Source organism: Fibrobacter sp. UWB2 (genome assembly GCF_002210425.1).
In the GTDB taxonomy this organism is placed as follows: Bacteria; Fibrobacterota; Fibrobacteria; order Fibrobacterales; family Fibrobacteraceae; genus Fibrobacter; species Fibrobacter elongatus.
This window is the reverse complement of record NZ_MWQK01000003.1, coordinates 231,236-255,052: the sequence shown is the minus strand read 5'-3', so window position 1 is coordinate 255,052 and position 23,817 is coordinate 231,236. Positions and strand designations below refer to the sequence as shown.

Below are 23,817 nucleotides of genomic sequence, written 5' to 3'. Positions count from 1 at the left end.
TAGCAATTACTCAGCATCGGCTTCGATAGGCACGAATGCATTTTTGCTGCTGAAGTTTTCGGGCAAATCCCAGTCGTCATCCTTGGGCATGGCGGCCTGCGGTTTTGGCGGCTGAACTGGCGTGAACGTCTGCTGCGGATCAAGCGGAATCTGCTTTGCTGCTTCCGTTGCCTTCTTGATGGAATCTGCCTTCATGACTTCTGAAACTGGTCTTGCATCAGCAGGGATGACTTGCTGCGGCTTCGGCGCACTTGTGATTGGCGCTGTCCCAGCTTGCGAAGTAGCGGGCTGTGCGACACTGGGTGCGGCTTCTTGTGCTTTAACCGTCGCGGAATCTGTTGCGTTTCCGGTTTGCGATGGCGTGCTTGTCTGCGGCATCGGCAAGCTCACGACAATTCCAGATTTTGCAATCGTTTCGGCGGCAATCTTCTGCACTTGCGGCGGCGTGAATCCCGGCACATCGAGCCACGGGAGCGGGCGGCCTTTTTCTCCGTTTATCAAAGCTTCACCGGTCATCGGGTCCACCGTGAGTTCGCCGCGTTCATTTGTCAGCATCAGCGGCACTTCGCCCGTGGCGATCATCGAAATGTCAAGGAAGTCGATTTGCTTTGGAATGCCAAGAATGTCGATTTCTTCCTTCGCAAATGAAGCCCACTGCGGCAAACCACCCGAGGCGCCTGCAATACGCGTGCGTCCTGATTTCAAAGGCTTGTTGTCGTCAAAGCCCACATAGCTACCAATAGCAATCACGGAATCCAGTGCGATGCCGTTCTTTTCCTTGACGTACGTCGGGAGCGCTCCAAGGAACGCCACGTTGCGGTAATCGTTTGTTGTACCCGTCTTACCCATTACCGGATAGCGGAGCTTCGAGGCCCCTTCAGGATTCTTGACGCTAAGCGCGGTGAGCTGGCTGTGTGCCGTACCGTTCGTGAACACGGAGCGCAACATCACGCCCATCTGCGTTGTCACGGTATCGTCAAGCACCGTCATCGATTCCATCTTGTTCCTGAAAATCGTACGGCCGTCGCGGTTCTTGATTTCCTTGATAAAGCAAGCTTCGGTCCAGTTAGCGTCCTTGCATTTGAAAATCTTGCCTGTGAGGAGCGTCTGGTAGGCGGTCGTGATTTCGGCAAGCGTAATGTCGTTCACGCCGAGCGGCATACTGAACACTTTCTGCAATTTCTGGTGGATGCCGATTTCGTTTGCAAAGCGGGCATAGTCGGCCATCGCAAGCGCACGGCGGTAATCCGGCCAGTAACGCAAATGAGCCATGTCAAAGTAGTCTGCGTCGCCATCGACCGGTTCAATCATGGCGTTCAAGCGCTTAAAGTCAGCGAGCGTGAAGTTTTCAATCAGCTGTACGGAATCGAGCGGCAACAGCTTTGTCGATTCATCCGGGTCGAGTTCCTGGATTTCGCGGGCACGCCAGATTTCAGAGTAACGCTTAAAGTTGTGGTTTACGTACTTTGTGATTTTCGGGTCGCGCTTCGCTTGTTTCAAACCGATGTCCGTAAACGTGCCGTAGCGCATGTTCTGCACGGCGCGTGCCTGCAATACCTTGCCGTCGTTCATATAACGTTCCACGAGCGCATCGCGTGCCTTCGTGAATTCGATTTCGCGCTTGACGTCTTCCTTCATCATGAGGCCGAACTTGTCGCGCAAGCGTTCCACGAATTTGATGCGTTCTTCGTCCGGATTGCGAGCAAAGCCGTTTTCGCGGGCAACGTCTTCGAATTCCTTGTCTGAGAGCTTGTCCAACAGGTGTTCCAACAGCCAAATACTAGCGATGTTTTCGGAACGCGTAGCGGCCCATGCAATGCTGACAACGTCACCTTTGTTCTTGTGGTCCGGGCGCGGGAAGTAGAATTGGTTCCCGTACTGGAAGGCGTTGAATTCGTTTTCAAGATTGTCGAGATAGTTCCAGTGGTACTTAAGAGCAAGCGCGTAAAGAATCGGCTTCCAGCTAGAACCGAGCTGGCGGAGTGCCTTGAAGCTACGGTCAAATCCCGTGTTGTGGAACCCGCCCTGGCTCGCGAGCACCTTGCCGTTCTGGATCGCAACGAGGGCGCCTTGCAGCACCGGTTCCGTTTCAATCTTGCACTGTGCGTAACCGTCAATCGGTGTTTCGTCGATGATGCTCACGAGGAGGATGGCGCCCGGCTTGAGCTGGGTCGCAAGAATCTTGTTCACATCGCCACCGGCGAGCTTGGCAAAGTCGTTTACGGACTGCTCCGTGACAATGCCCTTGAGCTGCCCGAAGTTTAACTTAAGCGATTGCAGTCTGCCGGTCGTATCGTAGAAAACGCTATCCACGGCGCCGTAGAGGTAGTCGCCTTTGCGAGCGGTGCGGGCGCGGTTTGCGAATTGCGCCTTCGGGAGCACAAAGCCACCGAGCTGTAATTGCAAGTTGCTGATGTTTGTCTGCAATGCGCGTTTGGCGGCGTCCTGCGACTTGGCGTTCAAAGTTGTCGTGATTTCGAGCTGTGCTTTGCGCCAATCTTCGATACCTTCCTGCTGGAAGAGCTCGTGGAAAAAGTCGCTGTCGAGGCGTTCTTCCAAGCGTTCGAGCGTCGTGCTCATCGTGAAGCGGAAATTGCCGTGGTTGAATTCCAAAGGCTTTGCGATGGCGGCGTCCATGTCGGCCTGCTCGATGTAGCCTTCTTCGACCATGCGGCTGAGCACGTAGCGGAGTCGCGTCTCGCCGCGTTCGATTGCCTTTTGCCTGCGTTCTTCGGTGCGTTGGATGAACGGGTCGTAGTTGAACGGTCCCTTCACCGAGCCTGCGATGAATGCGCATTCGGCAAGCGTCAGGTCCTTGAGTTCTTTGTTGAAGAAGTACTGGGCTGCGATAGCCACACCCTTGCCCGTACCCGAGACGTGGAACTGGTTCAGGTAAAATTCCAGGATGTCTTCCTTGGAAAAGTGCTTTTCCATGCGGAGCGCGTTCAAGAATTCCTTGAGCTTTTCCTTGATGCTGCGTTCTTCGCGGCCGAAAATGTTTTTGACTGCCTGCTGCGTGAGCGAGGAACCGCCCTGGCTCATTCGCCCAGACTTGACGTTGTTGACCATGGCGCGCATGAACCCCTTGAGGTCGTAGCCGTTGTGGGTCCAGTAGCGGGAGTCTTCGGCAGCGATAAGGGCATTGATCAGGTTGACCGGAATATCGCCATAGGGCACGTAAACGCGGTGGTTCGCGTCAAAGAATGCGCCGAGCAGGTTTTCACCGTCTTCGTAGAAGACGCGGGTTTCGCCGGAGAGCACCTGCAAGATGGTGGCGCGGTTAAACTGGTTGTCCGGATCGCGTTCGGGGAGAATCTTGAACACGACGATATAAAAGGGGATGTAGCAAATCAAGGCTACAAGGAAGATAGCGACGATGATTTTAACAAACTTATTCATATTTACGTAAATTATTGAGTATTAACGACTTACAAGATATAAAACTTTTGGAGGGGTGGCCTGCCTGGGGGCGTGCAATATGTAAAAATTAGGGGCTTTTTTGTGGAAAAACGATGAATTTGCCCGTTACCCCTTGAAATTTCGCCGGAATTTTGTTAAAATTTGGTCCCCAAGATGGGAAGATGGCCGAGTTGGCCGAAGGCGCGTCCCTGCTAAGGACGTATAGGACTAAATCCTATCGCGAGTTCGAATCTCGCTCTTCCCGCTGAAAAGCCCCGAGTCGCAAGACCCGGGGTTTTTTCTTACACTCGTCACCCGACCTTTTGCATTGTCACCCCGGATTTATTCCGGGGTCAGCATACACACTTGTCACCCCGGCCATCGTGCCGGGGTCAGCATCACGTAACAAACGCCTAGCTCTTCAACTTCCCTTTATCTATATACATGAACGTGTCGGCTCTCTTGAGCACGTCCTTCACGCATTCGTCAATTTGCTGGCTGAAATCCGCCATCCCCGCGGCAAACGAAATGCTCTCCTTCGGGGCATCCGGCTTGCGGTTTACAGACGCCCTCAGCTTCTCGAAAAGCGACGAACGCAGGTCGTACTGCTCGCCAAGCAAAATGATGGCGAATTCGTCGCCCCCGATGCGGTACACCGGGCTATGCTTGAATATATTGCAGAATACCTTGCTGCAGTTCTTGAGGTATTCGTCGCCCATGTCGTGCCCGAACGTGTCGTTGATGACCTTCAGATCGTTCACGTCGCATTCTACAATCGCAAATTTTATTTTGTCCTTAGCCTTAATCTCGCTGTCTATAAGTTCGCACTTGGCCTTGAACGCCGCTGCACTTCCGACACCCGTGAGCGGGTCCTTGTTGGCAATTAGCTTGGTGTGTTGCAGGTCCTTTCTCAACTTCAGCGCGGTTTCTTCGAGCTTGTGTTCGACTTCGACATTGATGATGCCGACCACAAACGATTGCGTGTTGCCCTTGTCGCTTGCAATTTTCATGCGGTAGTGTTCCACGTGCCCGTCAATATTTGCAAGGAAGGGAATGGAATAATACGGCGTCGTCTGCACAATTTCGATGCACTTGGCTAAAGCCGAATTTTCGATAAAGCCGCTGAACTCGTTAGGGACGTAAATGCGCCTCATCAGGTTGTCAAAGTTTTGCGGGCTAGGCAGTATGTGATTTTCGGCAAGGAGCGGTGCAAACCTGTCGCTTACCTGGTAATACTTTGTCTGGTTCTTGGTGATGTTCACGTACATGACCAGGTCGTAGTCAGCAGAAAGCCCTGCGATGATGACCGCCCTTTGCGAGAGGTCCCTGTTGCGGCTAATTTTCGAGATGAAAAATGCATAGATGGTGCAGCAACCGAGCATAAACCCGATGGAATCGCATGGGGCAAGCGGGAATGCTTTCTGGAGGAGCCCGCAAAGGACTGGCGCCAAGATGAACAAAAAGCTTGCAGCGTAATGGCGGCGCGAGGCGATCTTTTTTGCGCTTGCAATCCTGTAGGCGGCAAAAATGGCGATGACGAAGAACGTAAAGTACTGGCTGTAATAAAGCAGGTTTCTGCCCGGGCGTGCGATGTACGAGCCGTCTTCGCCCACGTCAAAAATGAACCGTGACTTGATGTTGACGAGGAGCAAGACGAGTTGGAAAATCACAAGGGCGATCGAGAGCATCTTGGCTGGTATTGCCTTTTCGCGTTCGATACTGATGAAGTTCAGGATGTAGCTCAGCCAGATGTAGGCCGAAAATGCTGCCGCGGCATGGAAAACCGAGGACGAAATGAAAAACAGCGTATTGTTGGGGACGGCGCCGCTCGCAAGAACGCCCCAGATGCCGTCTTGGAGGCAGAAAATGGTCACCCAGCTAGACAGGAAAAGGAAGTCCTTGTCCGTTTTTTCGCTTTTATCCAGCACGGACCTGAACTGATTCATGAAAATCAGCAACACGAGCGCGCAAGTGAACGATAATACAGAGTAAAGAGAATCTGCCATATACACCTTGATTACTGTAATGCAATATAAGATTTTTGTACCGTTTTTGCAAGTTTTAACCTTTGTCACCCCGGCCTTTTACACTTGTCACCCCGGCCTCCGTGCCGGGGTCGGCATATGCATTTATCATCCCGACTTATGCGCTTTTGTCATTCTCGACCAACGGGAGGGAATCCATAATTTCTCGTAAAAAAGGCATTTTTCTAAAAAATTCTTGACTTTTACGTTCTTAGAATGGATATTATTAGGTGGATTTAATTACAAGGAGTTTGACCATGAAGACGAATAGCTTTTTATTCGGCGCCATTCTCGGTGCCGCAGCGACTGTTGCCGTGACGAAGAAATTTTTTAAGTGCTGCTCTTGCAACGAAAACGAAGCCTGCGACAACCCGGTCATCAAGGATGCCGACGATGCCGTCGAAAAGCTCCGCAATTCTGTGGACAGCCTCCGCAAGGAGCTGAACAGCCGCATCGAATCCGAACAGACCTACGCCGCCAAGTGCGAAGACCTCAAGGACCAGGTGGCCAAGCAGAACGCAGAAATCAACAACCTCAAGAACATCTGCGAAATGCAGGACAGCCGCAACAAGAAACTCGAAGACGAACTCGCCAGCAAAAAGTAATTTATGTCATTCTGGCCCCCGAGCCGGAACTTCCATACTTGTCATCCTGAAACCCGTAAGGGTTGAAGGATCCAGTCTCATTATTTAAACGAAAAAGTCGGCGGAGGCCGACTTTTTTTTGCATGGATTCTGTCATGCCCTGCTCCGACAGGGCATCTCCTTTATCGTCTACTACGCTTTCCCGAGATCCTTCGCGAATTCTACGGCAAGTTCTTCGAGCTTTGCTGCAGAAGTCTCGTCGAGTGCGGACTTGAGCGTGACCGTCGTTTCGCAGAATGTCACGTTCTTGAGCGTGTCAAGAATCTCGTGCATTTTCTTGGCTGCCATCGGAGCCCATGTGCCGTTTTCGACAATGCCGACTTTGCGGTTGCCGTAGTTTTTCGCCTTGAGGTGCGTGAGGAACTTTTCGGCAGCGGGGAAGAGCCCGGCATCAAGCGTTGTTGCGCATACGGCGAGATGACTATAGCGGAAAGCCTGTGCGACCGTCTCCGAAGAATACGTGCGGGCCAAATCCATAATCGTTACATCAACGCCTTTTTCGCGGAGCGATTCCGCGAGCTTCTTTGCGGCTTCTGCCGTGTGGCCGTAAACGCCTGCGTAAGCGACAAATACGCCTTGTGTTTCAGGCGCATAGCTGCTCCAGGTGTTGTACTTGTCAATGTAGAAACTTAAATTGTCTGTAAGAACCGGACCATGCAACGGGCAAATCGTTTTGACTTCGATACCGGCGAGCTTCTTCAAAACGCTCTGCACCTGCATACCGTATTTCCCGACGATGTTGATGTAGTAACGTCTTGCTTCGCTCACCCAGTCATCGCCGAGTTTTCCAGAAAGTCCGAATGTGCCGAACGCATCGGCGGAGAACAGAATCTTTTCGGATTCGTCATAGCTGAGCAAGACTTCAGGCCAATGGACCATCGGGGCCGCGATAAACTTTAGCGTGTGCTTGCCGAGCGAAAGCGTGTCGCCATCCTTGAGCGTGAGCGTCTTTGTGCCCTCGGGGAGCTTGACGAACTGCGGAATGAACGCAAGTGCCTTTGCAGATGCGGCGATGGTTGCGTCCGGGTACTTCTTGATAAATTCGAAAAAGCCGCCGGCGTGGTCGGGTTCCAAATGATGGACAATCAGGTAGTCGGGCGTTTTGCCTTGCAATGCATTTTCAACATTTGTCAACCATTCACTTACTTTGTGTGCGTCTACGGAATCCGTGACCGCAATCTTCTCGTCAAAAATTACATAGGAATTGTACGAAACTCCGTCAGGAACTTTGTACTGCCCTTCAAATAAATCAATCTCGCGGTCATCCACACCCACGAACTTAATGCTTTCGCTAAAATCTGAAACAATCATTTTTCTACCTCTTATTTTAATCCTAAACTTGTCATGCCCGCCTCCGAGCGGGCATCTCCTTCTTTGTTTAAAACCTTGACAATATATAACAAAAAATAACTTTTTGAAATTTAATTTGCTGGGCCATTGACCCAAACGTCTTCTGCGGCCTTCTTTCGTTTAGCTTCTTCTTGTTTTTTGATGACCGAGTCGGGTTCAATGGTAAGGCTGTTTCCAGGACAATAGTTCATGTTTTGGCTGTATACCTTGTCCCCTTCGCCCCAATAGCCGTAAAGCATGTGCCTGTAGGTGACATCGCCCCGTTTCATCAGGATTGAAACCCGGCAAGGGGTGTCCGCATCGTGGATGTAATTGCAAACATCTGTGTTTTTGCAAAGGAGTTTCCCTTCGATGTAAAAATCGTATTTTTCACCGTCTCCCGATTTAATGGAAATAGTCTGCGTGTTCTTGTTATCTTGCATCATGAGCATTGTAAAGCAGCCCGTGAGCAACAAGGATGAAAATGTCAGGATAGCGATGAAGAGCCTGTTTAGTGCCATGGCCTGAATATACAAAATAGTTTTTTTCTATATTGCAGTTCGTTTAAAAACGATTAAAACAAAAAAGGAATATCATGCCAGCTTTTGATCCAAATGCGAAAAAGATGCTGATTTCGGGCAACGAAGCCATTTCCCTTTCCATGCGTCATTGCAATGTACAGCTTGCCGCAGGTTATCCGGGAACTCCGTCCACCGAAATCTTGGAAGATTACTCTGAACTGGGTGGCTATGCCCAGTGGGCTCCGAACGAAAAGGTCGCTGCCGAAGTCGCTCTCGGTGCCGCTTTTGGACACGCCCGCAGTGTTGTCACCATGAAGATGGTTGGCTTGAATGTGGCAAGTGATGTTCTCTATACTGCAACTTACACGGGTGTCGATGGCGGCATGGTGTGGATTGTTGCCGATGACCCGGGTCAGGGCAGCTCCCAGAACGAACAGGATACGCGTAATCACGCTAAGGCATCCGTTTGCCCGATGTTCGAACCGTCCAACTCCCAGGAAGCCTATGATTTCTTCCGTATCGCCATGCAGACGAGCGAAAAGTTCAAGATTCCTGTCATCCTCCGCATGACCACCCGTGTGGACCATTCCAAGTCTATCGTCGTGCCGAAGGAAGAACTCCCGGCAATGGTGCCGAACTTTGAACGCAACATCGCCCAGCACGTGATGGTGCCTGGCTTCTCGAAGCCGGCTGGCCGTCGCCTCCGCGCCAAGATGGACGAAATGGAAGCCTGGAACGTTGCTGAAGGCCCGAACAAGGTCGAAATGCGTAGCGCTGATTTCGGTATCATCGTGAGCGGCATCAGCTACCACCACGTCCGCGAAGCCGCCCCGGAAGCAAGCATCCTCAAGCTCGGTATGACCTACCCGCTTCCGATGCAGCTCATCAAGGATTTCGCCAAGAAGTTCGAAGGCAAGCGCCTCATGGTCATCGAAGAAAACGACCCGTGGCTTGCTGAAAACATCAAGGCCGCTGGCATCCAGTGCGAAAGCAAGTTTGACCCGATTTTCCGCTTTGGTGAACTCGACGTGAACCGCGTCCGCCGCATTATCGCAGGCGACAAGAACCCGGATCCGGTTCCGGTCAAGGGTAAGCCGCCTATGCTTTGCCCGGGCTGCCCGCACCGCAGTTCCTTCGCAGTTCTCAAGGAACTCGACTGCATCGTTTCCGGTGACATCGGCTGCTACACGCTCGCCGCTCTCCCGCCGATCAGCGCCATGGACTACATGATTGACATGGGTGCCGCAATCGGTATGGGTATCGGTCTCCGTAACGTGCTTCCGCGCGAACAGGCAAAGCGCGTTGTCTCCGTGATTGGCGACTCTACGTTTGTTCACAGCGGCATCACCGGCCTTGTGGAAGCGGGTTACAACCGCCCGGAAACTGGCCATGTCGTCATCATTCTCGACAACAGCATTACCGCTATGACCGGTCAGCAGGAACACCCGGGTACGGGCCGTCACCTCGACCACTCTCCGGCATACAAGATTGACTACAAGGAAGTCGCAAAGGTCGCCGGTTTCGACAACGTCTATGAAGTGAACCAGGTCAAGGAACCGGAAGAATTCAAGCGCCTCGTGAAGGAATCCCTCGAAAAGGACGAACTCACGCTTATCGTTGCTAAGAGCCCCTGCATTCTCGCCCTCAAGAGCATCCTTGCCTGGGACAAGGCGAACAAGGAAAAGGCCGAAAAGGCACTTGCCGAAGCAGAAGCCGCTGCCAAGAAGAACAATAACTTTTAATAGAGAGGTTGAATAATTATGAGCGTAATGAACGTTAAATTTGCAGGCCTCGGTGGCACAGGTGTTATCAAGGCTAGTGACGTGATGGCCGAACTTGTTTTCGAACAAGGTTACGACGTGAAGAAAGCCGAAGTCCATGGCATGAGCCAGCGCGGCGGTTCCATTGCTTCTGACGTGCGTTTTGCAAAAGATGAAGAAGTGCAGTCCCCGATGATCCCGTGCGGCGAAGCCGACTACCTCGTCGTCTTTGACGAGACGCAGGTTGTCGTGAACGAAGCCTACATGAAGCAGGGCGGCGTGCTCCTCACGCCGGCGGACATCGATGTTTCGAAGCTCGAAAACGTGAAGGCTTTGAACGTCGCCATGCTCGGCAAGCTCTCCAAGCACTTCGACTTCACCGTCGATCAGTGGATGGTCGCTTTGAACAAGCTCTTTGCCGAAAAGTTCCACGAAGGCAACAAGAAGGCATTCATGCTCGGCCGAGAAGGCTAATTAGCGTTGTCATTCCCGCACTTGTTGCGGGATCACCTTTACAATGTCACCCCGGCCACTGTGCTGGGGTCGCCTTTTTTATAGCGTCATCCTGACGCCGCTTTCACTCGTCATCCTGAACGAAGTGAAGGATCCAGTAACATTTCAAAAGGACTGCCCCCGAGCAGTCCTTTTTTCTTTATTGTGTTATTTCCCGAATAAATCAGCGTGTGTTCCTGTTGCGGTAGCGGAAAGGATTAGTTCGTCGTTGATTATTTGGTACATCAAAAGCCAATCGGGTTCAATGTGGCATTCTCTAAAGTCTTTCAAACTGCCGACAAGTTGGTGGTCATGACACTTGGGAGGGAGAGGAATGTTTTTTGATAGTTTGTCAAGAACAGAAACGAGCTTGTTTAAATCTTTGCCTCGTTTTTGCATGGTCTTGACGTCGTGCTTCATTCTGTTGGTATATTTGATTTGGTACAAACTTAATCCTCCAGCATGGAGGCTACTGCTTCTTGCGCAGATGAATAGGGACCGTGTAGATTCTCTTGCTTCCGCGTATCACTAATCGCCTTTTCAAGAGATAAATCTTCAGGGGCGTGGCGGACATCGAATGGAATGCCGTTCTTTTCGATAGCGAATGTCAAAAAAATGCGAATAGCGGTGGATGTGTCCAAACCAAGCGATTGGAACAAGTCGTCTGACTTTTTCTTCAATTCATCATCTACTCTTAATTGCAATGTCGCCATGTTCGACTCCTTTTTTTTATTAAATATACTATAAATGTCATTACAAATCAATACTTTTGATATTAGCTGTAATGAATATTTTGGTTATCTCTTGAAAATCGCTCCCTTGACTCCACATTAAAGGGATGATACTTTTAGTATGAGGAGTGCGTCTGTCATGAAAAAGATGAAATCAACTTTTGAAAGGGTTATGTCTGACCTGAAACAGAAGATGGCTTTTGAAAAGGAATACGCAGAATTTCTTCAGTCGGAAATTCTGTTGGATGTGGAACGAAAGAAGAAAAAATGACTGAAATGAGGAAGATTTTAGCTTATGGACAAATTAAAGAAACGAAAGTTGGAAAAGAAAGGGTGGAAAGTAGGGGATGTTGACGAATATCTCGGATTGAGTCCTGCTGAAATGGAGCTTGTCACGAGGAAAATCGCCCAAATTCCCTCAAATTTCCGAGAAAACCCTAAATAACGTGCTTTTATATTTGTAATTTGTGTTTGTGGCACAATTTTTGCAGAATATTCAGAATGTCCAAAATGCGTTTGCGCCGACATCTCGCCCGGCGGCGTCTTGTTGTGCATCCCGTGCATCTCGTAATGTGTCTCGCAAGGCATCTCGCTTGTGGGGCGTTTTCGCATGTGCCATTCTTGCTCCATTTTTGCTCGGTTGCGAAGAAATCGAAGAACCCAAGCCTTGGATTCGTGTCGAGCGCCCGCAGATGCTCTTTACCGATACGACTCTTCTCGACAGCTACGACAAGGGCGTGCTCAACTGGCGATTGAAAACCGCTTATCTGGAACGCTGGGCCGACAAGGAAATCGTGACGGTGCGTCCGGTGTTCGTGGACATTTACGATTCCATCGGCGAGCGCGTGGCGTTCTTGCGTGCGGACTCCGGCAGTCTCGACATGACGTTCACGTACGTTTACGCTTACGGCCACGTTTATGCGCTGACTCCGAAGGGCGCCTCGGTCCGTGCCGATTCGCTCCTTTGGAATAAGAAGGATAATTTGGTCAGAACCGCAAGCTATGTGCGCGTTGTCTCCGAAGACGGCGACGTGTTGCAAGGTGTCGGTTTTGAAAGCGATGCGCAGTTCGACAACTGGAAAATCCTTTCGAACGTGACGGGTATTTTCCAGGATGCGGCAAAGCGCATGAAGGATGAAGACAAACGACAGGCTGAGGCGGAACGTTTAAGCAATCCGCCGTCCTCGTCATCGCAGGCTGCAAAGCCTGCCTCGTCACCGTCCAGGAAGGCTCCGCCGCGCGGTCTCCCGTTTAGGCCAAAGGCAGGGATGCCGTAATGAATTTCCGCGCACTCCTTTCCATCGTCGCATTGATTTTTGCGGCTAATTTCGCATTTGCGCAGTCCTCGCCGCTCATCATGTACCACGCCGACAACCTCGACGTGTCCCGCAAGCGCGGAACTCTCCTCTTGACCGGCAATGTCCACTTTGTTCACGATAGTGTTGCGTTCAAGACGCAGCGCGCCTCCTGGAACCGTAACACCGAAACAGTTGAATGTGGCGGCGGGTTCCTCTTCACGCATCCGTCTGGATTTGTGCGCGCAAGGAACGGCTCTTACCAAAGAAAGAGCGAAATTGCGATTGCCTCTGGCGAAGTGAGCGCAGGCGATTCCGCAGGCAACTACCTCATGACCGGTCAGTACCTCAAGTACGACCGCAAAGAAGACATCGTGACAATTCCGATGTCGCCGAGACTTTATCAGTACGAAAAGCAGAAAAATGGTACGATTGATACCGTAACGATTTCTTCGCGCTCCCTCATTTTCGACAAGAAGAACAGTTTTGCGCAAGCCTATCAAGATGTGAAGCTCACGCAGAAAGATCTCGTGGTCACTTGCGATACGGGTTACTTTAATCGCAAAGATAATTGGCTCAGCCTGAAGGGCCACCCGACTTGCGATATGAAAAATTACCACCTCACGGGCGACTCCATATTCCTCGTGCTCGACGAGACGGGCAAGATGCTCAAGTCCGCACTCGTGATCCGCAACGCACACGGCATCCAGAACGAAGCCCCGAAACGAGGCAATCCCGGCAACGTGACCGAAGCCTTCGGCGATACGCTTTACTGCGAATTCAAAAAAGGAAAAATTGAACGCCTTTACGTGAACGTGAACGCCAAGGGATTTTTCTACGAAACGGATTTAAAAGAATACCGCAATTTGATGGACGGCGACCGTCTCGATTTGTATTTTAAAAAGGGCCGCATGGACCGCGCGATTGTTTCGGGCAAAGCTCAGAGCACCTACTTCTATGTGAAAAAGGATAGGACGGTCTCTGGCAAGAACGAAGCGACGGGCGACACGATTCACATCTTGTTCGATGCTCAAAAGAACGCGGTGAAGTCGCTCAAGCTCATGGGCAGAAAGACAAACGCAAGTGGGCGATTTATCGACTTGGAAAAGGCGAACCGCATTGCGGAAAATGCCAAGAAGGATTCGCTCGCAAGGCTTGATTCGCTTGCCGCAAAAGATCCGAGCGTGAAAAAGAATTTGACTGCAGCCGATTCGGCAAAAGTTGATAAAGTTTTTAAAGACCGTAAAATGAGAAACATTTTTGGCCGCCGTAAAAACAAGGCAAAGTCGACGGACGAAACTGCGAAAACGGAGGACGCACAGTGAAAAATTTGGTTAGCACGATACGCACCGACAAGCTGCGCAAGATTTATGGCCACCGCCAGGTGGTGAGTGATGTCTCCATTCAAGTTTCGCAGGGCGAAATTGTCGGGCTCCTCGGCCCGAACGGTGCCGGCAAGACGACCACGTTCTACATGATTGTGGGCATGGTCCGCCCGGATGCAGGTCACATCTTTTTGGACGATATCGAGATGACGGACAAGCCGATGTACAAGCGCGCCCGTCTCGGTGTGGGTTACCTCCCGCAAGAAGCTTCCATCTTCCGTAAGCTCTCCGTTGAAGACAACATCATGGCGATCCTCGAAACGCAAGACATGAAGCGTGCCGAGCGCAAAAAGAAGTTGGAACAGCTCCTCGAAGAATTCAAGATTACGCACATCCGCAAGACGAAATCCATGAGTTGCTCCGGTGGCGAACGCCGCCGCTTGGAAATTGCACGAGCGCTGGCAAGCGATCCGTCGTTCCTCTTGCTCGACGAACCGTTTGCAGGCATTGACCCGATTGCCGTTGCCGACATCCAGTCCATTATTTCGGAACTCAAGGACCGCGGCATGGGCGTGCTCATTACGGACCACAACGTTCGCGAAACGCTTTCGATTACGGACCGCGCCTACATTATGTACAAGAGCCAGGTGCTCACGGAAGGTTCTTCGCAACACTTGGCCGAAGACCCAGAAGCACGTCGCATTTATCTCGGTGATTCTTTCCGCTTGGATTAGGAGTTTTTATGAATCTTGGAATGCAGGCAAATATCGGACAGACGCAGGAGCAGACTCTATCTCCTGCGCTTCTCCAGTCTGTGAAGATGCTTCAGAAAACTTCGCAGGAACTGGAAACCGCCATCAAGGAAGAAGTCGAAGTCAACCCGCTTTTGGAAGTGGACGATGGCGACTTTGACGATCAGGAAGTTCCCGTCGACAAGGACCCCGAAGAACTCGACCCGAGAGCAAACGATTCCGATGAAATTCCCGATGATATCGAGGACAAGGCTCGCGGTTCTTTGGACGATACCGCCGATGTCGATAGCAGTTACCTCGATGGGGAATCTTCGGATGTGAACTGGGATAGCTATTTGGGCGATGGCACATCGTACGATGACGCTCCCTTTAACGATTTGAATTCTGGCGGGAAGGACCCGGACGAAGATTGGGACCGCCCGATCAAGGACGTGGGCAAGAGCTTGCAGGAACAGCTCGAAGACCAGCTCCGACTTTGGAACGGCACCCGTGAATTGCAGGAACAGTTGCAAGAAAACGGCGTGACTGAAGAACATTTTCGCAAGCTGGTCCAGTACCTCATCAACTCCATTAATGACGATGGATTCCTTTGCGATGCAAACCGCGACAATGAATCCGAAGCGATGGTTGTCCAGTCGGACGACAAGTACATCGACGAGATTGAACGCATGCTCCGCGGGGAACTCAAGCTCGAAGACGCAAGCCTCCCGGTGCGCGAAGCCGTTCACGTTTTGCAGTCCTTCAAGCCGAGCGGCATTGGTGCCCGCGACCAGCGTGAATGCTTCCTCATCCAGGCGTACGCGATTCCAAATTTCCCGAGCCTTGCCATCCGCATTCTCGAAGAAGAATACGAGAACCTCTTGCAGCTCCGCTATGCAAAAATTGCAAAGGCGTTGAACGTTTCCGCCGACGAAGTCAAGACGGCTGTCGCAAGCCTCTCGCGTTTGCGTCCGCATCCGGGCTTCCAGCTTTCGCATTCGTATTCGCACATTATCAATGCGGATTTGAAAGTCGTCGAAAAGAAGGGCAATTACGAAGTCGTCTGCTTTAAGACCAAGATGCAGAAGTCGCTCCGCATCAACCAGACGTACAAGGCGATTCTTACGGACCCGTCTGCATCGAAGCAGGACAAGGAATATGTGAAGGCGCAGCTAGCGAAGGCAACGGACCTCATCAAGGCGGTCGATAACCGCTTCTCGACGATTGAGCTTGTGATGCGCTCGATTGTCAAACGCCAGCGCGGATTCTTCGAAAACGGCCCCGCATTCCTCAAGCCGATGATCCTCCAGGATGTGGCCGACGATGTTCATTTAGCTGTGAGCACGGTGCAGCGTGCGACCGACAAAAAGTACGTGGAAACGCCTTACGGCATCTACGAACTTAAACAATTCTTTACATCGGGTGTGAAGCAGGGCACAGCTCCGGATGCCGAAGAAGTCGGTTCTGCGCAGATTATCGATGCCATCAAGACGCTCATTGACGAAGAAGACAAGTCCTCTCCGCTCTCCGATCAGGACATCAGCGACGAGCTTTTGAAGCAGGGAATCAAGGTGGCACGCCGTACAGTCGCCAAATACCGCGAAAAAGAGCTCAAGATTTTGCCCAAGAACCAAAGAAAACGCTAAAAAAAGCGAAATTTCGGCAATTCGCTATAGCAAATATTCCAAGATGGAACGAATTTTTTTGCAAAATCCAATTTAGTTGTGGACTTTTGAAAAAAAAAGATGTATATACTTTAATTGCGGAACGGTAGTTCCAAAGTGTTTTTAAACGTAAATAAATCGTAACATTAACATACGGAGGTTTATCATGGATATTCAGTTTTCTGCTCGTCATTTTAACGCATCGGCAGGTCTTCAGGACCGTATTCAGGAAGAAATGGATAAGTTGGCCAAATTTTACCCGAATATCACTAGCGCCTCTGTAATTCTCGACCACGAAGTTGAACACCAGCGTCATTGCGAAATTTCTGTCAACATCACAGGTTCCGTCATTGTCGCTTCTGCCGACGAAGAAAACATGGGCAAGGCTGTCGATGTCACGCTTGAACGTATCAAGGTCCAGCTCAAGAAGGCCAACGACAAGCAGAACGATCACAGATCTCAGCCGGTTTCTGAACTCACCTAATGGCTGATAGATTAAATGACATCAAGATCCTGCATCGGGAACGCTTCCCGGTGCGGGACTTTTTTATCCGCTACGGCAAAGATTTGCAGATGGTGCAACATTGCCCCGATGAGGATATGGAATCCTGCATCGAAGAAAGCGGAATTCACCGCCCTGGCCTTGCCATGGCGGGTTATACTAAAGTTTATAGTTCGCAGCAGATTCAGGTCATTGGACACACGGAATGGAATTACCTCGAGTCGGTCGGCCCTGAAGCGCGTGCGAAAATTTTCGAGAACTTGTCTGTGTTCCGTGCCCCGATGTGGGTCGTGACGCATGCACAGACCCCGCACGATGAACTTAGGAATATGTGCAACCGTTTGCACATCCCGCTGTTCTCGACGACGCTCCATACTTTTGAATTTTTCAAGATGGGCCAGAGAATTCTCGACGAGTTCTTTGCGCCGCATGCCATTATTCACGGAAGCCTCGTGGACGTTTATGGCGTGGGCATGCTCTACGTGGGCGACAGTAACGTCGGTAAGTCCGAATGCGTGCTCGACCTTGTCGAAAGTGGGCACCGCATGGTGGCAGACGATGTTGTTCACATCAGCCATGTGGGCAAGTCGATTATTGGCCGTCCAGATCCGTTGATCCGCCATCACATGGAAATTCGCGGTGTGGGCATCTTGGACATCCGTTCGATGTTCGGTATCCACGCGATTCGCAAAGTCAAGAAAATTGAAATGATTGTCGAGCTCCAGCAGTGGCGTCAAGACGTCTCGTACGAACGCACTGGCTTAAATGAGATGGAAGAAAACGTCATGGGCGTGAACATCCCGAAGGTGGTGCTCCCTGTGGCGCCCGGCAAGAACATGACTGTGATTTCCGAAGTCATTGCGATGAATGCCCTCATGAAAATGAGCGGCCAGAACGTGGCAAAGGATTTCAACGAGTCGTTATTGCAAAAGATTAAGGCGAAGGCGAAGGGCGAATTCACCGATGATTTGCTAGATTTTAATCCGCAGAACTGGTCTTTCTATGAATAGTTTGCTGTTTAAAATCAAAAAAAATTTTGTAGCAAGTCTTATTTTTCTCATTATCGTGGTCTCGTGTGGGCTGGCGATTTATTATTACCATCCGTCTAGCCCGTACCACAAGCGCTATACGTTTGTCGTAAAATACGAGACTATCGGTACGCTTTCTCCAGGGAACCTTGTGCGCGTCCGTGGCATTGCGATGGGCGAGATTGTCGATGTGAAGCTTACGGACGAAGCGGTCTATGTCTCTGCACGCGTACTTGCCGAAGCAAAGATTCCTGTGAACTCTGAATTCCGACTTGTGACGGCGGGCCTCATGGGCGAACGCGAAATGAGCATCATTACCGGCAATTCGAGCAAACTTGTGGCAGATGGCGATACCGTAAGCGGTCTTTACGATGAAGGTACTTCCGGAATTTCGAAGAATCTTGCCGAAGTTTTCAAGGACATTGGCGATATCAAGCAGACCATCACCGATTTTTGTGATTCGATAACAGTGGGCGAGACGGGCAAGCGCTTGGACCGTGTCGGCAAGAAGGTCAAGAAGCTTTTGCGCGTGACCAATGCCGATATCCGCAAGTGGAAATCCATGGTGGATGAGCTTCTCGACGGTTACCAGGCGGCAGGTGAAAATCTTGAACGCTCGTTGCAGGAACTTTCGGATCGCGGTGGCGAAACTGCGACAAAGGCAAACGAAGCTATGGACCGCGTGCGTGCACTGTTGGACCGTGTTGAAGTTTCTAAGAACGAGGCGCTCGCCATTGTCACCAAGTTTGACGAAAGCGAAGGCTCGGCAAGGATGTTCCTCGATGGGTCTTCCAAGCTGAATAAGGATTTTGATGTCCTGAAAAAAGACTTCGACACGTTGCTCAGTGGTGTCAAAAAAGACGGTCTCAAGCTCAACGTGGATATATTCTAGCCGGACAACTCCTTTTTTACCGACTTATCAACATTTTTTTTTGAAAAATATTATTTTAATTGTTCTTTTTTGTAAAAAAAAGATAATTTAAAGCGGTACTTATTACAGTGTAACTCACAAAGAAGGAGTTTAATATGGCTGAGAAGAAACCCGTAAAGATGAGCGATGCTGATCTTAAGTTTTTTGAAGAAATGCTTTTGGAAAAAAGACGCGAGCTTGTGACCGCCCAGAGCGATTCTGAAAAGGCTAACGTGTTTTTGGACCAGAAGAATCAGTCCGGTGACGGTGGCGATTCCGAAGGTGCAGATTCTGCAACGGATATCAACTCGCTCGAAACCAACCTTTCATTGGCAGCCCGCGAAGGCAAGTACCTCGTTTATTTGGAAGAAGCTCTTAAGCGCATCAAGAATGGAACTTTCGGCGTTTGCAAGATTTGTGGACAGCTGATTCCGAAGGCGAGACTTATGGCCGTACCGACTGCTACCAAGTGCGTGAACTGCAAGGAAGAAACCAAGAAAAAGGAAATCCTTGACAACCGCATGGAAATGGCAAAGATGTTTGCTGAAGCTCAGCGCAAGGAAATGCTCCGCAAGGCCGCTGGCCGCTAATGTGTCATCCTGAGCGAAGTCGAAGGATCTATCGATTGTAGAACTTGTCAAGCCCGCCATCGAGCGGGCTTCTCCTTTTATTCCGAAATTGCGCCAAAGAACGCGTCTGCAAGTGTGGCGCGGAATGCGTGAATCCTGTCGGCGTTCGGTTCGCGGTGCGGGTAGGTGAAGTTGCTAAGGAGAATGATGGCGCCTCCCTTGTCCGGGTCGGCGACGATGCTTGCACCCGTGAATCCTGTCTTGCCGAATGCTTGTGGTGAGACCTTTGTGCCCATGAACTTGGTTGCGTTCAGCTCCCAGCCGAGGGCGGTTTCTGCTCCGACGCTATCGGCAAGGGCGTTGTGGCTCACGATGTCCAGAATTCCGGCAGGGGCAATTTGCTTGTCCTCAAACTTGCCGTCCATCAGAATCATTTTCACGAACTTGAGGAGGTCGGGGACGCAACTGAACATGCCGGCACTCCCGACGGGGAACAGCTTTTGCAGAACCCAGGCGCTTTCGTCGTGGACTTCGCCTTGAATTTCGCGATGGCGGAACTCGCAAAGCTCGGTTGCCGCAATTTCTGATTTCGGGACTCGCGTGAGCGGGTTGTAGCCTGAACGCGTCATGCCGAGCGGTGTAAAGAATCGTTCGTTACCTTGTTCCTGCAAGTTCTTGCCTGTAAGTCTCTGCAACAAAATGCCAAGTAGCACACTTGCGGGGTTCCCGTAATTAAAGATGGTTCCCGGAGCGGCGGCGAACTGGTACGTGTAAAGGGCGTTGAGGATTCCTTCGGGCGAGAGCGTTCTGAGCGTCTTCATCGGCACTCGGTAATCGAGGCTGTGCGTGAGCAGGTGCGAAACGCAAATCTGGTCGCGGTAGTTTGTCTTGAGTTCCGGGATAAAGTCGATGACTTTGGCATCAATGGAGAGCTTGCCTTCGAGAATGTACGAGAGCGCAAGCGTCGAGGTGGGGCAGACCTTCGTGAGCGACGCGATGTCGAAAACAGTGTCTTCGGGAGTGTTGAGCGTAACGGTGTGGCTCGTGCCGTCTGGGAGCAAATAACCTACGACGGCCTTGTCAAAAATATCTTCGGATTCTGCTTTCTCTAAAAGTTCGGATAGTTTTTCGGAGATCTCCATTTTCGCCCCGGCAAATTTTGCCACAATAAAAAAAGGGCATCTCCTACGGTACGAACACTCGAAACTACTATTTTACAATGATAGCAGCGCCTCGGGGATTTGTTTTTCGCGTCGATGCGCGCCTAAACTGAACCACAAGAGCAACGAGCTGATTTATTCCTGTTAGATCGGGTGTAAAATCCGTGGGATGCCCACGTATAATATATGTTTCTTGATGGATAAAAACAAGGGAAAATCACAAAAAAAATCTCGGCAAAAATACCGAGATTTCGTAAGTGTATTAAATGTATCCGGATTGGCTTAAACTTGGTTGTCGGCTTTAGGGAGGCCCTCGTCCAATTGGAGCGAAAGTTCCCTAAGGTCCTTATCCATCAGGTCGTGGTATGTTTTGGCCTTGCGCAATTGCTTGCGCAGCTCGACAATCTCGGAAGTGAGCTCCACAGCCAGTAGGCACAGCTGCTTCTTCAGTTCCAGTTTAAATTTCGAGGAATTATCGAGACGACTTTCGATGAAATCGACGATTTCCTTCAAGTCCGTATCGGGCAAGTCTGTGCGGATGTGGATGCGTTCTTGAGCGACGTTAATGCTGACTGATCTAAGTGTCTCGTTTGCCATATTATTTCATTCCTACGCCGAATGGATCGTTATCCAACAACCACCTTAGCCGAAAAAACCGGGTTGCGAGCCTCCATTGCTCGCGAACAGGTCAGGGTTTTCTTCTTGAGGTTTGTTTTCTGCCTGTTCAGCAGGTGCTTGTTCTGCTGCCGGCTCGTTGTTGATGTTGATTTCGGTACCGAGTTCGCTTTCAATCGTAGAAAGGAGCTGCTGGAACTTGCTCTGGGCTTCGGAAATTTCGTTGCCCTGGTTCTGGACTTGGTTGTTAAGGTTGTCGATGATGTCGTTCTTTTCGGCGACCTGACCGTTGAGGCAATCGATGATGTTGTTCTTTTCGTCCATTTGGCCGTTAAGAGAATCGATGATGCCATTCTTTTCGGCGACTTGGCCGTTGAGGGAATCGATGATGCCGTTCTTTTCGGCAACCTGGCCGTTGAGGGAATCGATGATGCCATTCTTTTCGGCGACCTGGCCGTTAAGGGCGTCAATGATACCGTTCTTTTCGTTGATCTGGCCGTTGAGGCTGTCGATAATGCCATTCTTTTCGTTAACTTGTCCGTTCAAAGAATTGATGGTGTTGTCTTTTTCGGCGACTTGACCATTGAGAGCATCGATGATGCCGTTTTTTTCGTTAATTTGTGCGTTCAAGTTGTCGATGATGCCATTCTTTTCGTTGATGGCTTCGTCCTGAGCGGCCGCCTGGTTGGCTCTTGCATTGAGGGCGGCTTCGTAGTCGGCGATCTTTGCGTTGGCAGAGTCCAATAGGTTTTTCTGGTCTTCAGCCTGGGCGTCTTTGCCTTCCAGAAGCTGTTTGAGTTTGGCGTTTTCTTCACGCAGGGCGCGTACTGTTCCGAGGACGCTTTCAACCTTCTGCGACAACAAGTTCATGTTTTCGAAATTCATTATTTCTCCATATTTGGCGGGGTGCGAAACTTACTATGTAAGATATATAAAATTTTCTTGTAACTAGAGTATGATAAAATGTAAAATGACCTTTGTATTTTCGTTTTTTTGAGGCTTTGCGATCTCCTGTCTTTTATGCTGTCATCCCCGATTTATTCGGGGATCACCATTTCATAAATGAGAAAAGGTAAGGGGTTGATTTTATTGGGGCGCGACAATATAAAAAATTAAATAGATTTGAATTTACATGATTCCAGTAAGTGAACACATTGAGCGGCGACTGGCGGAACTCCCTCTGCTACCTGGGGTGTACATCATGAAGAACGCCCAGGGGAAGATTATATATATAGGGAAGGCGAAGGTCCTGAAGAACCGCGTGTCGAGCTACTTTGACGGCAGCGACCATGCCGGCCACCGTGCGGCGACGCTCATGCTCCCGTATATCCGCGATATCGAGTGGATTATCACCGAGAGCGAAACCGAAGCGCTCATCCTGGAAGCAAACCTCATCCGAAAGCATACGCCTAAGTACAACGTATTGCTCAAGGACGATAAGCATTTTCCGTATCTCGCGTTCTCTGTGAATGAACCTTTCCCGAGGCTCTTTTTGAGCCGTTCGGTCAAGAAGGATGGCTGCTTGTATTACGGGCCTTATATGAGCTCGCGTATGATCCGCCAGCTGCAGGATATTGCGGCGAGACTGTTCCAGATTCGTGAATGCAAGCTGAAGTTGCCACTCAATCGGCCTGTGCGCCCTTGCCTCAATTACCACATCGGGCGCTGTGGTGCTCCGTGTGCGGGGCTTGTGACGCGTGAAGAATACCAGAAAAAAGTGGCGCAGACGCAGATGCTCTTGGGTGGCAAACGCGATGACTTGATTCAACTTTGGGAACGCGAAATGCTCGAGGCGAGCGAACGCATGGATTTTGAGACGGCGGCGAAAAAGCGCGACGCGATTCAGGCGCTCAAGGCGACGAGCGCGCACCAGAAAACGGATGTGTCCGATGCAAGCCTCTGTGTGGACGTGCTCTCGCTTAAGCGTAACGGCACGATGGCTGCCGCCGTGATTTTCGAGTACCGCAACGGCGTGCTTTGCGGGCGCCGCCACTACCGCCTGGAATGCAAGCTCGAAGATGACGAAACGGAAATTTTCCGCCAGATGGTGGTGCAATGGTACATGGACGTGGAATTTATTCCGGGCGAAATTGCAACGGATGTGCCGCTCCCGACGGACATGGCGGAACGAGAATCTATTGAACAGGCGCTTGCGTCCAAGACGACGCACAAGGTCGTGCTCACGAATCCGCAGCGCGGTGAAAAGCTCGGGTTCCTGAAACTCGCCTCCGCGAATGCCGACATGATTCTCGTGGAAATGCGCGCCGAAGTGCAGAAGTACAGCGAAATCGACAGCAGCGTTTTCGAACTGCAAAAAGTTCTCGGCTTAAAGAAGACTCCGTTCCGTATCGAATGCGTGGATATTTCGCATTTGTCCGGTACGAACACCGTGGCGAGCTTGGTCGCGTTTAAGAACGGGCGCCCCGACAAGAGCAATTATCGAAAGTTTATCATCAAGACTGTAACGGGTGTCGATGACTTTGCAAGCATGCGCGAAGTGATGACCCGCCGCATCCGCCGTTTGGAAGAAGAAGGAATTCCGATGCCCGACTTGTGGGTGTGCGATGGCGGTAAAGGCCAGGTCGATGCCACGATGCAGATTTTAAAGGAACTTGGTCACGATAAGGACTTGCCGCTGATTGGGCTTGCAAAGCGTCTTGAAGAAATCGTGTTCCCTGATGACCGCAAAAGTATCGTGTTACACCGCACGAGTCCCGCGTTGAAGCTTTTGCAGAACGCTCGCGACGAGGCGCACCGATTTGCTATTACGTACCAGCGTAGCAAGCGCAAAAAAGACCTCGAAGTCGAATGGCTCAAAATGCCTGGCGTCGGGCACGAAACCCGCATCAAGATTCTGAGCAAGTACAAGAGTGCCGAAGCGTTTATGGACGCTCCGCTCGAAGACATCATTGATTTGCTTGGCAAAGTGCGTGGCACAAAACTTCGCGAACAAGTCGCTGAATACTGCGCTGGCGGCGCTGAAGAATCGTAGCTCTTCCAGCTGTTATCCAATAACTAATGGCCAATGACTGTTGACCAACAACTAGTTTGTAAACATTCCTAAATGTAAAATTTTGTTAATCCGTTTTGAGAAATCATCAAGGCTTTTTTATTTCTT

At 50.6% G+C, this 23,817-nt stretch carries 23 protein-coding genes and 1 tRNA gene; 15 read left to right on the top strand and 9 right to left on the bottom strand.

What is annotated here, in order from left to right; all coding sequences use genetic code 11:
• Positions 1 to 6: 6 nt before the first annotated feature.
• Complete coding sequence (locus tag B7982_RS07210; protein ID WP_088660167.1) at positions 7 to 3,399, bottom strand: transglycosylase domain-containing protein; 3,393 nt, start codon at positions 3,397 to 3,399, stop codon at positions 7 to 9.
• A gap of 176 nt (positions 3,400 to 3,575) precedes the next feature.
• Here B7982_RS07210 and B7982_RS07205 point away from each other — a divergent pair.
• Positions 3,576 to 3,664 (top strand) — tRNA-Ser (locus B7982_RS07205).
• Positions 3,665 to 3,812: 148 nt separating this feature from the next.
• On the opposite strand, the gene B7982_RS07200 is transcribed toward B7982_RS07205, so the two are convergent.
• Positions 3,813 to 5,405, bottom strand: a complete 1,593-nt coding sequence (locus B7982_RS07200) for a GGDEF domain-containing protein (RefSeq protein ID WP_088660166.1) — start codon at positions 5,403 to 5,405, stop codon at positions 3,813 to 3,815.
• Positions 5,406 to 5,680: 275 nt separating this feature from the next.
• Between B7982_RS07200 and B7982_RS07195 the strand changes: the two genes are divergently transcribed.
• A complete protein-coding gene (locus B7982_RS07195; protein WP_088660165.1) occupies positions 5,681 to 6,028 on the top strand; it encodes a hypothetical protein in 348 nt (115 codons plus the stop codon).
• Between the two features lie 171 nt (positions 6,029 to 6,199).
• Here B7982_RS07195 and B7982_RS07190 read toward each other — a convergent pair whose 3' ends face one another.
• A complete protein-coding gene (locus tag B7982_RS07190; protein ID WP_088660164.1) occupies positions 6,200 to 7,378 on the bottom strand; it encodes an FprA family A-type flavoprotein in 1,179 nt (392 codons plus the stop codon).
• Between the two features lie 110 nt (positions 7,379 to 7,488).
• Positions 7,489 to 7,917, bottom strand: coding sequence for a hypothetical protein (locus B7982_RS07185; RefSeq protein ID WP_088660163.1), 429 nt, complete (start codon positions 7,915 to 7,917; stop codon positions 7,489 to 7,491).
• A 74-nt stretch (positions 7,918 to 7,991) separates the two neighbouring features.
• Here B7982_RS07185 and B7982_RS07180 point away from each other — a divergent pair, with 74 nt between their 5' ends.
• Positions 7,992 to 9,659 carry a thiamine pyrophosphate-dependent enzyme gene (locus B7982_RS07180; protein WP_072829924.1) on the top strand — a complete coding sequence of 556 codons (1,668 nt, stop codon included), beginning with the start codon at positions 7,992 to 7,994 and terminating at the stop codon, positions 9,657 to 9,659.
• Between the two features lie 18 nt (positions 9,660 to 9,677).
• Positions 9,678 to 10,151, top strand: coding sequence for a 2-oxoacid:acceptor oxidoreductase family protein (locus B7982_RS07175; RefSeq protein ID WP_088660162.1), 474 nt, complete (start codon positions 9,678 to 9,680; stop codon positions 10,149 to 10,151).
• A 186-nt stretch (positions 10,152 to 10,337) separates the two neighbouring features.
• On the opposite strand, the gene B7982_RS07170 is transcribed toward B7982_RS07175, so the two are convergent.
• Both B7982_RS07170 and B7982_RS07165 read right to left on the bottom strand, forming a co-directional pair.
• Positions 10,338 to 10,616: a type II toxin-antitoxin system YafQ family toxin gene (locus tag B7982_RS07170; protein WP_088660161.1), complete on the bottom strand. Its 279-nt coding sequence runs from the start codon at positions 10,614 to 10,616 to the stop codon at positions 10,338 to 10,340.
• Between the two features lie 2 nt (positions 10,617 to 10,618).
• Positions 10,619 to 10,882 (bottom strand): type II toxin-antitoxin system RelB/DinJ family antitoxin, encoded by a 264-nt coding sequence (locus B7982_RS07165; protein WP_072829918.1) that lies wholly within the window; start codon positions 10,880 to 10,882, stop codon positions 10,619 to 10,621.
• A 157-nt stretch (positions 10,883 to 11,039) separates the two neighbouring features.
• Between B7982_RS07165 and B7982_RS15140 the strand changes: the two genes are divergently transcribed.
• From B7982_RS15140 to B7982_RS07125, 10 genes are all read left to right on the top strand, one after another.
• Positions 11,040 to 11,171: a hypothetical protein gene (locus B7982_RS15140; protein WP_255396747.1), complete on the top strand. Its 132-nt coding sequence runs from the start codon at positions 11,040 to 11,042 to the stop codon at positions 11,169 to 11,171.
• Positions 11,172 to 11,195: 24 nt separating this feature from the next.
• The gene (locus B7982_RS14890; protein WP_158212980.1) at positions 11,196 to 11,345 is read left to right on the top strand and encodes a hypothetical protein; all 150 of its coding nucleotides are present in this window, start codon (positions 11,196 to 11,198) and stop codon (positions 11,343 to 11,345) included.
• A 28-nt stretch (positions 11,346 to 11,373) separates the two neighbouring features.
• Positions 11,374 to 12,177, top strand: a complete 804-nt coding sequence (lptC, locus tag B7982_RS07160) for an LPS export ABC transporter periplasmic protein LptC (RefSeq protein WP_233138426.1) — start codon at positions 11,374 to 11,376, stop codon at positions 12,175 to 12,177.
• On the top strand, positions 12,177 to 13,520 hold the full coding sequence (locus B7982_RS07155; protein ID WP_088660159.1) for a hypothetical protein: 1,344 nt from the start codon (positions 12,177 to 12,179) through the stop codon (positions 13,518 to 13,520). Before lptC ends, B7982_RS07155 begins: the two co-directional genes overlap by 1 nt.
• Before the next feature lie 5 nt (positions 13,521 to 13,525).
• A complete protein-coding gene (gene lptB, locus B7982_RS07150) occupies positions 13,526 to 14,254 on the top strand; it encodes an LPS export ABC transporter ATP-binding protein (RefSeq protein WP_014545959.1) in 729 nt (242 codons plus the stop codon).
• 8 nt (positions 14,255 to 14,262) lie between these two features.
• Positions 14,263 to 15,897, top strand: a complete 1,635-nt coding sequence (gene rpoN, locus B7982_RS07145) for an RNA polymerase factor sigma-54 (RefSeq protein WP_088660158.1) — start codon at positions 14,263 to 14,265, stop codon at positions 15,895 to 15,897.
• Between the two features lie 184 nt (positions 15,898 to 16,081).
• Positions 16,082 to 16,399: a ribosome hibernation-promoting factor, HPF/YfiA family gene (gene hpf, locus B7982_RS07140; protein WP_014545957.1), complete on the top strand. Its 318-nt coding sequence runs from the start codon at positions 16,082 to 16,084 to the stop codon at positions 16,397 to 16,399.
• On the top strand, positions 16,399 to 17,427 hold the full coding sequence (gene hprK / locus B7982_RS07135; RefSeq protein ID WP_088660157.1) for an HPr(Ser) kinase/phosphatase: 1,029 nt from the start codon (positions 16,399 to 16,401) through the stop codon (positions 17,425 to 17,427). The genes hpf and hprK overlap by 1 nt, the downstream gene beginning before the upstream one ends.
• 55 nt (positions 17,428 to 17,482) lie before the next feature.
• Positions 17,483 to 18,337: an MlaD family protein gene (locus B7982_RS07130; protein ID WP_233138425.1), complete on the top strand. Its 855-nt coding sequence runs from the start codon at positions 17,483 to 17,485 to the stop codon at positions 18,335 to 18,337.
• 134 nt (positions 18,338 to 18,471) lie between these two features.
• Positions 18,472 to 18,945: a TraR/DksA C4-type zinc finger protein gene (locus tag B7982_RS07125; protein ID WP_014545954.1), complete on the top strand. Its 474-nt coding sequence runs from the start codon at positions 18,472 to 18,474 to the stop codon at positions 18,943 to 18,945.
• Between the two features lie 77 nt (positions 18,946 to 19,022).
• Here the strand turns inward: B7982_RS07125 and B7982_RS07120 are convergent, their stop codons facing one another.
• From B7982_RS07120 to B7982_RS07110, 3 genes are all read right to left on the bottom strand, one after another.
• Positions 19,023 to 20,066 carry a serine hydrolase gene (locus B7982_RS07120; RefSeq protein WP_088660312.1) on the bottom strand — a complete coding sequence of 348 codons (1,044 nt, stop codon included), beginning with the start codon at positions 20,064 to 20,066 and terminating at the stop codon, positions 19,023 to 19,025.
• Positions 20,067 to 20,366: 300 nt separating this feature from the next.
• Positions 20,367 to 20,681, bottom strand: coding sequence for a hypothetical protein (locus B7982_RS07115; RefSeq protein ID WP_014545952.1), 315 nt, complete (start codon positions 20,679 to 20,681; stop codon positions 20,367 to 20,369).
• A gap of 45 nt (positions 20,682 to 20,726) precedes the next feature.
• Complete coding sequence (locus B7982_RS07110; RefSeq protein ID WP_088660155.1) at positions 20,727 to 21,584, bottom strand: glycosyl transferase family 2; 858 nt, start codon at positions 21,582 to 21,584, stop codon at positions 20,727 to 20,729.
• Positions 21,585 to 21,831: 247 nt separating this feature from the next.
• Here B7982_RS07110 and uvrC point away from each other — a divergent pair, with 247 nt between their 5' ends.
• The gene (gene uvrC / locus B7982_RS07105) at positions 21,832 to 23,691 is read left to right on the top strand and encodes an excinuclease ABC subunit UvrC (protein WP_088660154.1); all 1,860 of its coding nucleotides are present in this window, start codon (positions 21,832 to 21,834) and stop codon (positions 23,689 to 23,691) included.
• The last annotated feature ends 126 nt before the right edge of the window (positions 23,692 to 23,817 follow it).

Coding starts and splice junctions, on each gene's coding strand:
- B7982_RS07125 (WP_014545954.1), top strand. CDS start 18,472: ATGGCTGAGAAGAAACCCGTAAAGATGAGCGATGCTGATCTTAAGTTT.
- B7982_RS07120 (WP_088660312.1), bottom strand. CDS start 20,066: ATGGAGATCTCCGAAAAACTATCCGAACTTTTAGAGAAAGCAGAATCC.
- B7982_RS07195 (WP_088660165.1), top strand. CDS start 5,681: ATGAAGACGAATAGCTTTTTATTCGGCGCCATTCTCGGTGCCGCAGCG.
- hprK (WP_088660157.1), top strand. CDS start 16,399: ATGGCTGATAGATTAAATGACATCAAGATCCTGCATCGGGAACGCTTC.
- B7982_RS15140 (WP_255396747.1), top strand. CDS start 11,040: ATGAAAAAGATGAAATCAACTTTTGAAAGGGTTATGTCTGACCTGAAA.
- B7982_RS07175 (WP_088660162.1), top strand. CDS start 9,678: ATGAGCGTAATGAACGTTAAATTTGCAGGCCTCGGTGGCACAGGTGTT.
- B7982_RS07180 (WP_072829924.1), top strand. CDS start 7,992: ATGCCAGCTTTTGATCCAAATGCGAAAAAGATGCTGATTTCGGGCAAC.
- B7982_RS07185 (WP_088660163.1), bottom strand. CDS start 7,917: ATGGCACTAAACAGGCTCTTCATCGCTATCCTGACATTTTCATCCTTG.
- B7982_RS07210 (WP_088660167.1), bottom strand. CDS start 3,399: ATGAATAAGTTTGTTAAAATCATCGTCGCTATCTTCCTTGTAGCCTTG.
- B7982_RS07115 (WP_014545952.1), bottom strand. CDS start 20,681: ATGGCAAACGAGACACTTAGATCAGTCAGCATTAACGTCGCTCAAGAA.
- B7982_RS07165 (WP_072829918.1), bottom strand. CDS start 10,882: ATGGCGACATTGCAATTAAGAGTAGATGATGAATTGAAGAAAAAGTCA.
- B7982_RS07110 (WP_088660155.1), bottom strand. CDS start 21,584: ATGAATTTCGAAAACATGAACTTGTTGTCGCAGAAGGTTGAAAGCGTC.
- B7982_RS07155 (WP_088660159.1), top strand. CDS start 12,177: ATGAATTTCCGCGCACTCCTTTCCATCGTCGCATTGATTTTTGCGGCT.
- B7982_RS07200 (WP_088660166.1), bottom strand. CDS start 5,405: ATGGCAGATTCTCTTTACTCTGTATTATCGTTCACTTGCGCGCTCGTG.
- B7982_RS07190 (WP_088660164.1), bottom strand. CDS start 7,378: ATGATTGTTTCAGATTTTAGCGAAAGCATTAAGTTCGTGGGTGTGGAT.
- rpoN (WP_088660158.1), top strand. CDS start 14,263: ATGAATCTTGGAATGCAGGCAAATATCGGACAGACGCAGGAGCAGACT.
- B7982_RS14890 (WP_158212980.1), top strand. CDS start 11,196: ATGGACAAATTAAAGAAACGAAAGTTGGAAAAGAAAGGGTGGAAAGTA.
- hpf (WP_014545957.1), top strand. CDS start 16,082: ATGGATATTCAGTTTTCTGCTCGTCATTTTAACGCATCGGCAGGTCTT.
- uvrC (WP_088660154.1), top strand. CDS start 21,832: ATGATTCCAGTAAGTGAACACATTGAGCGGCGACTGGCGGAACTCCCT.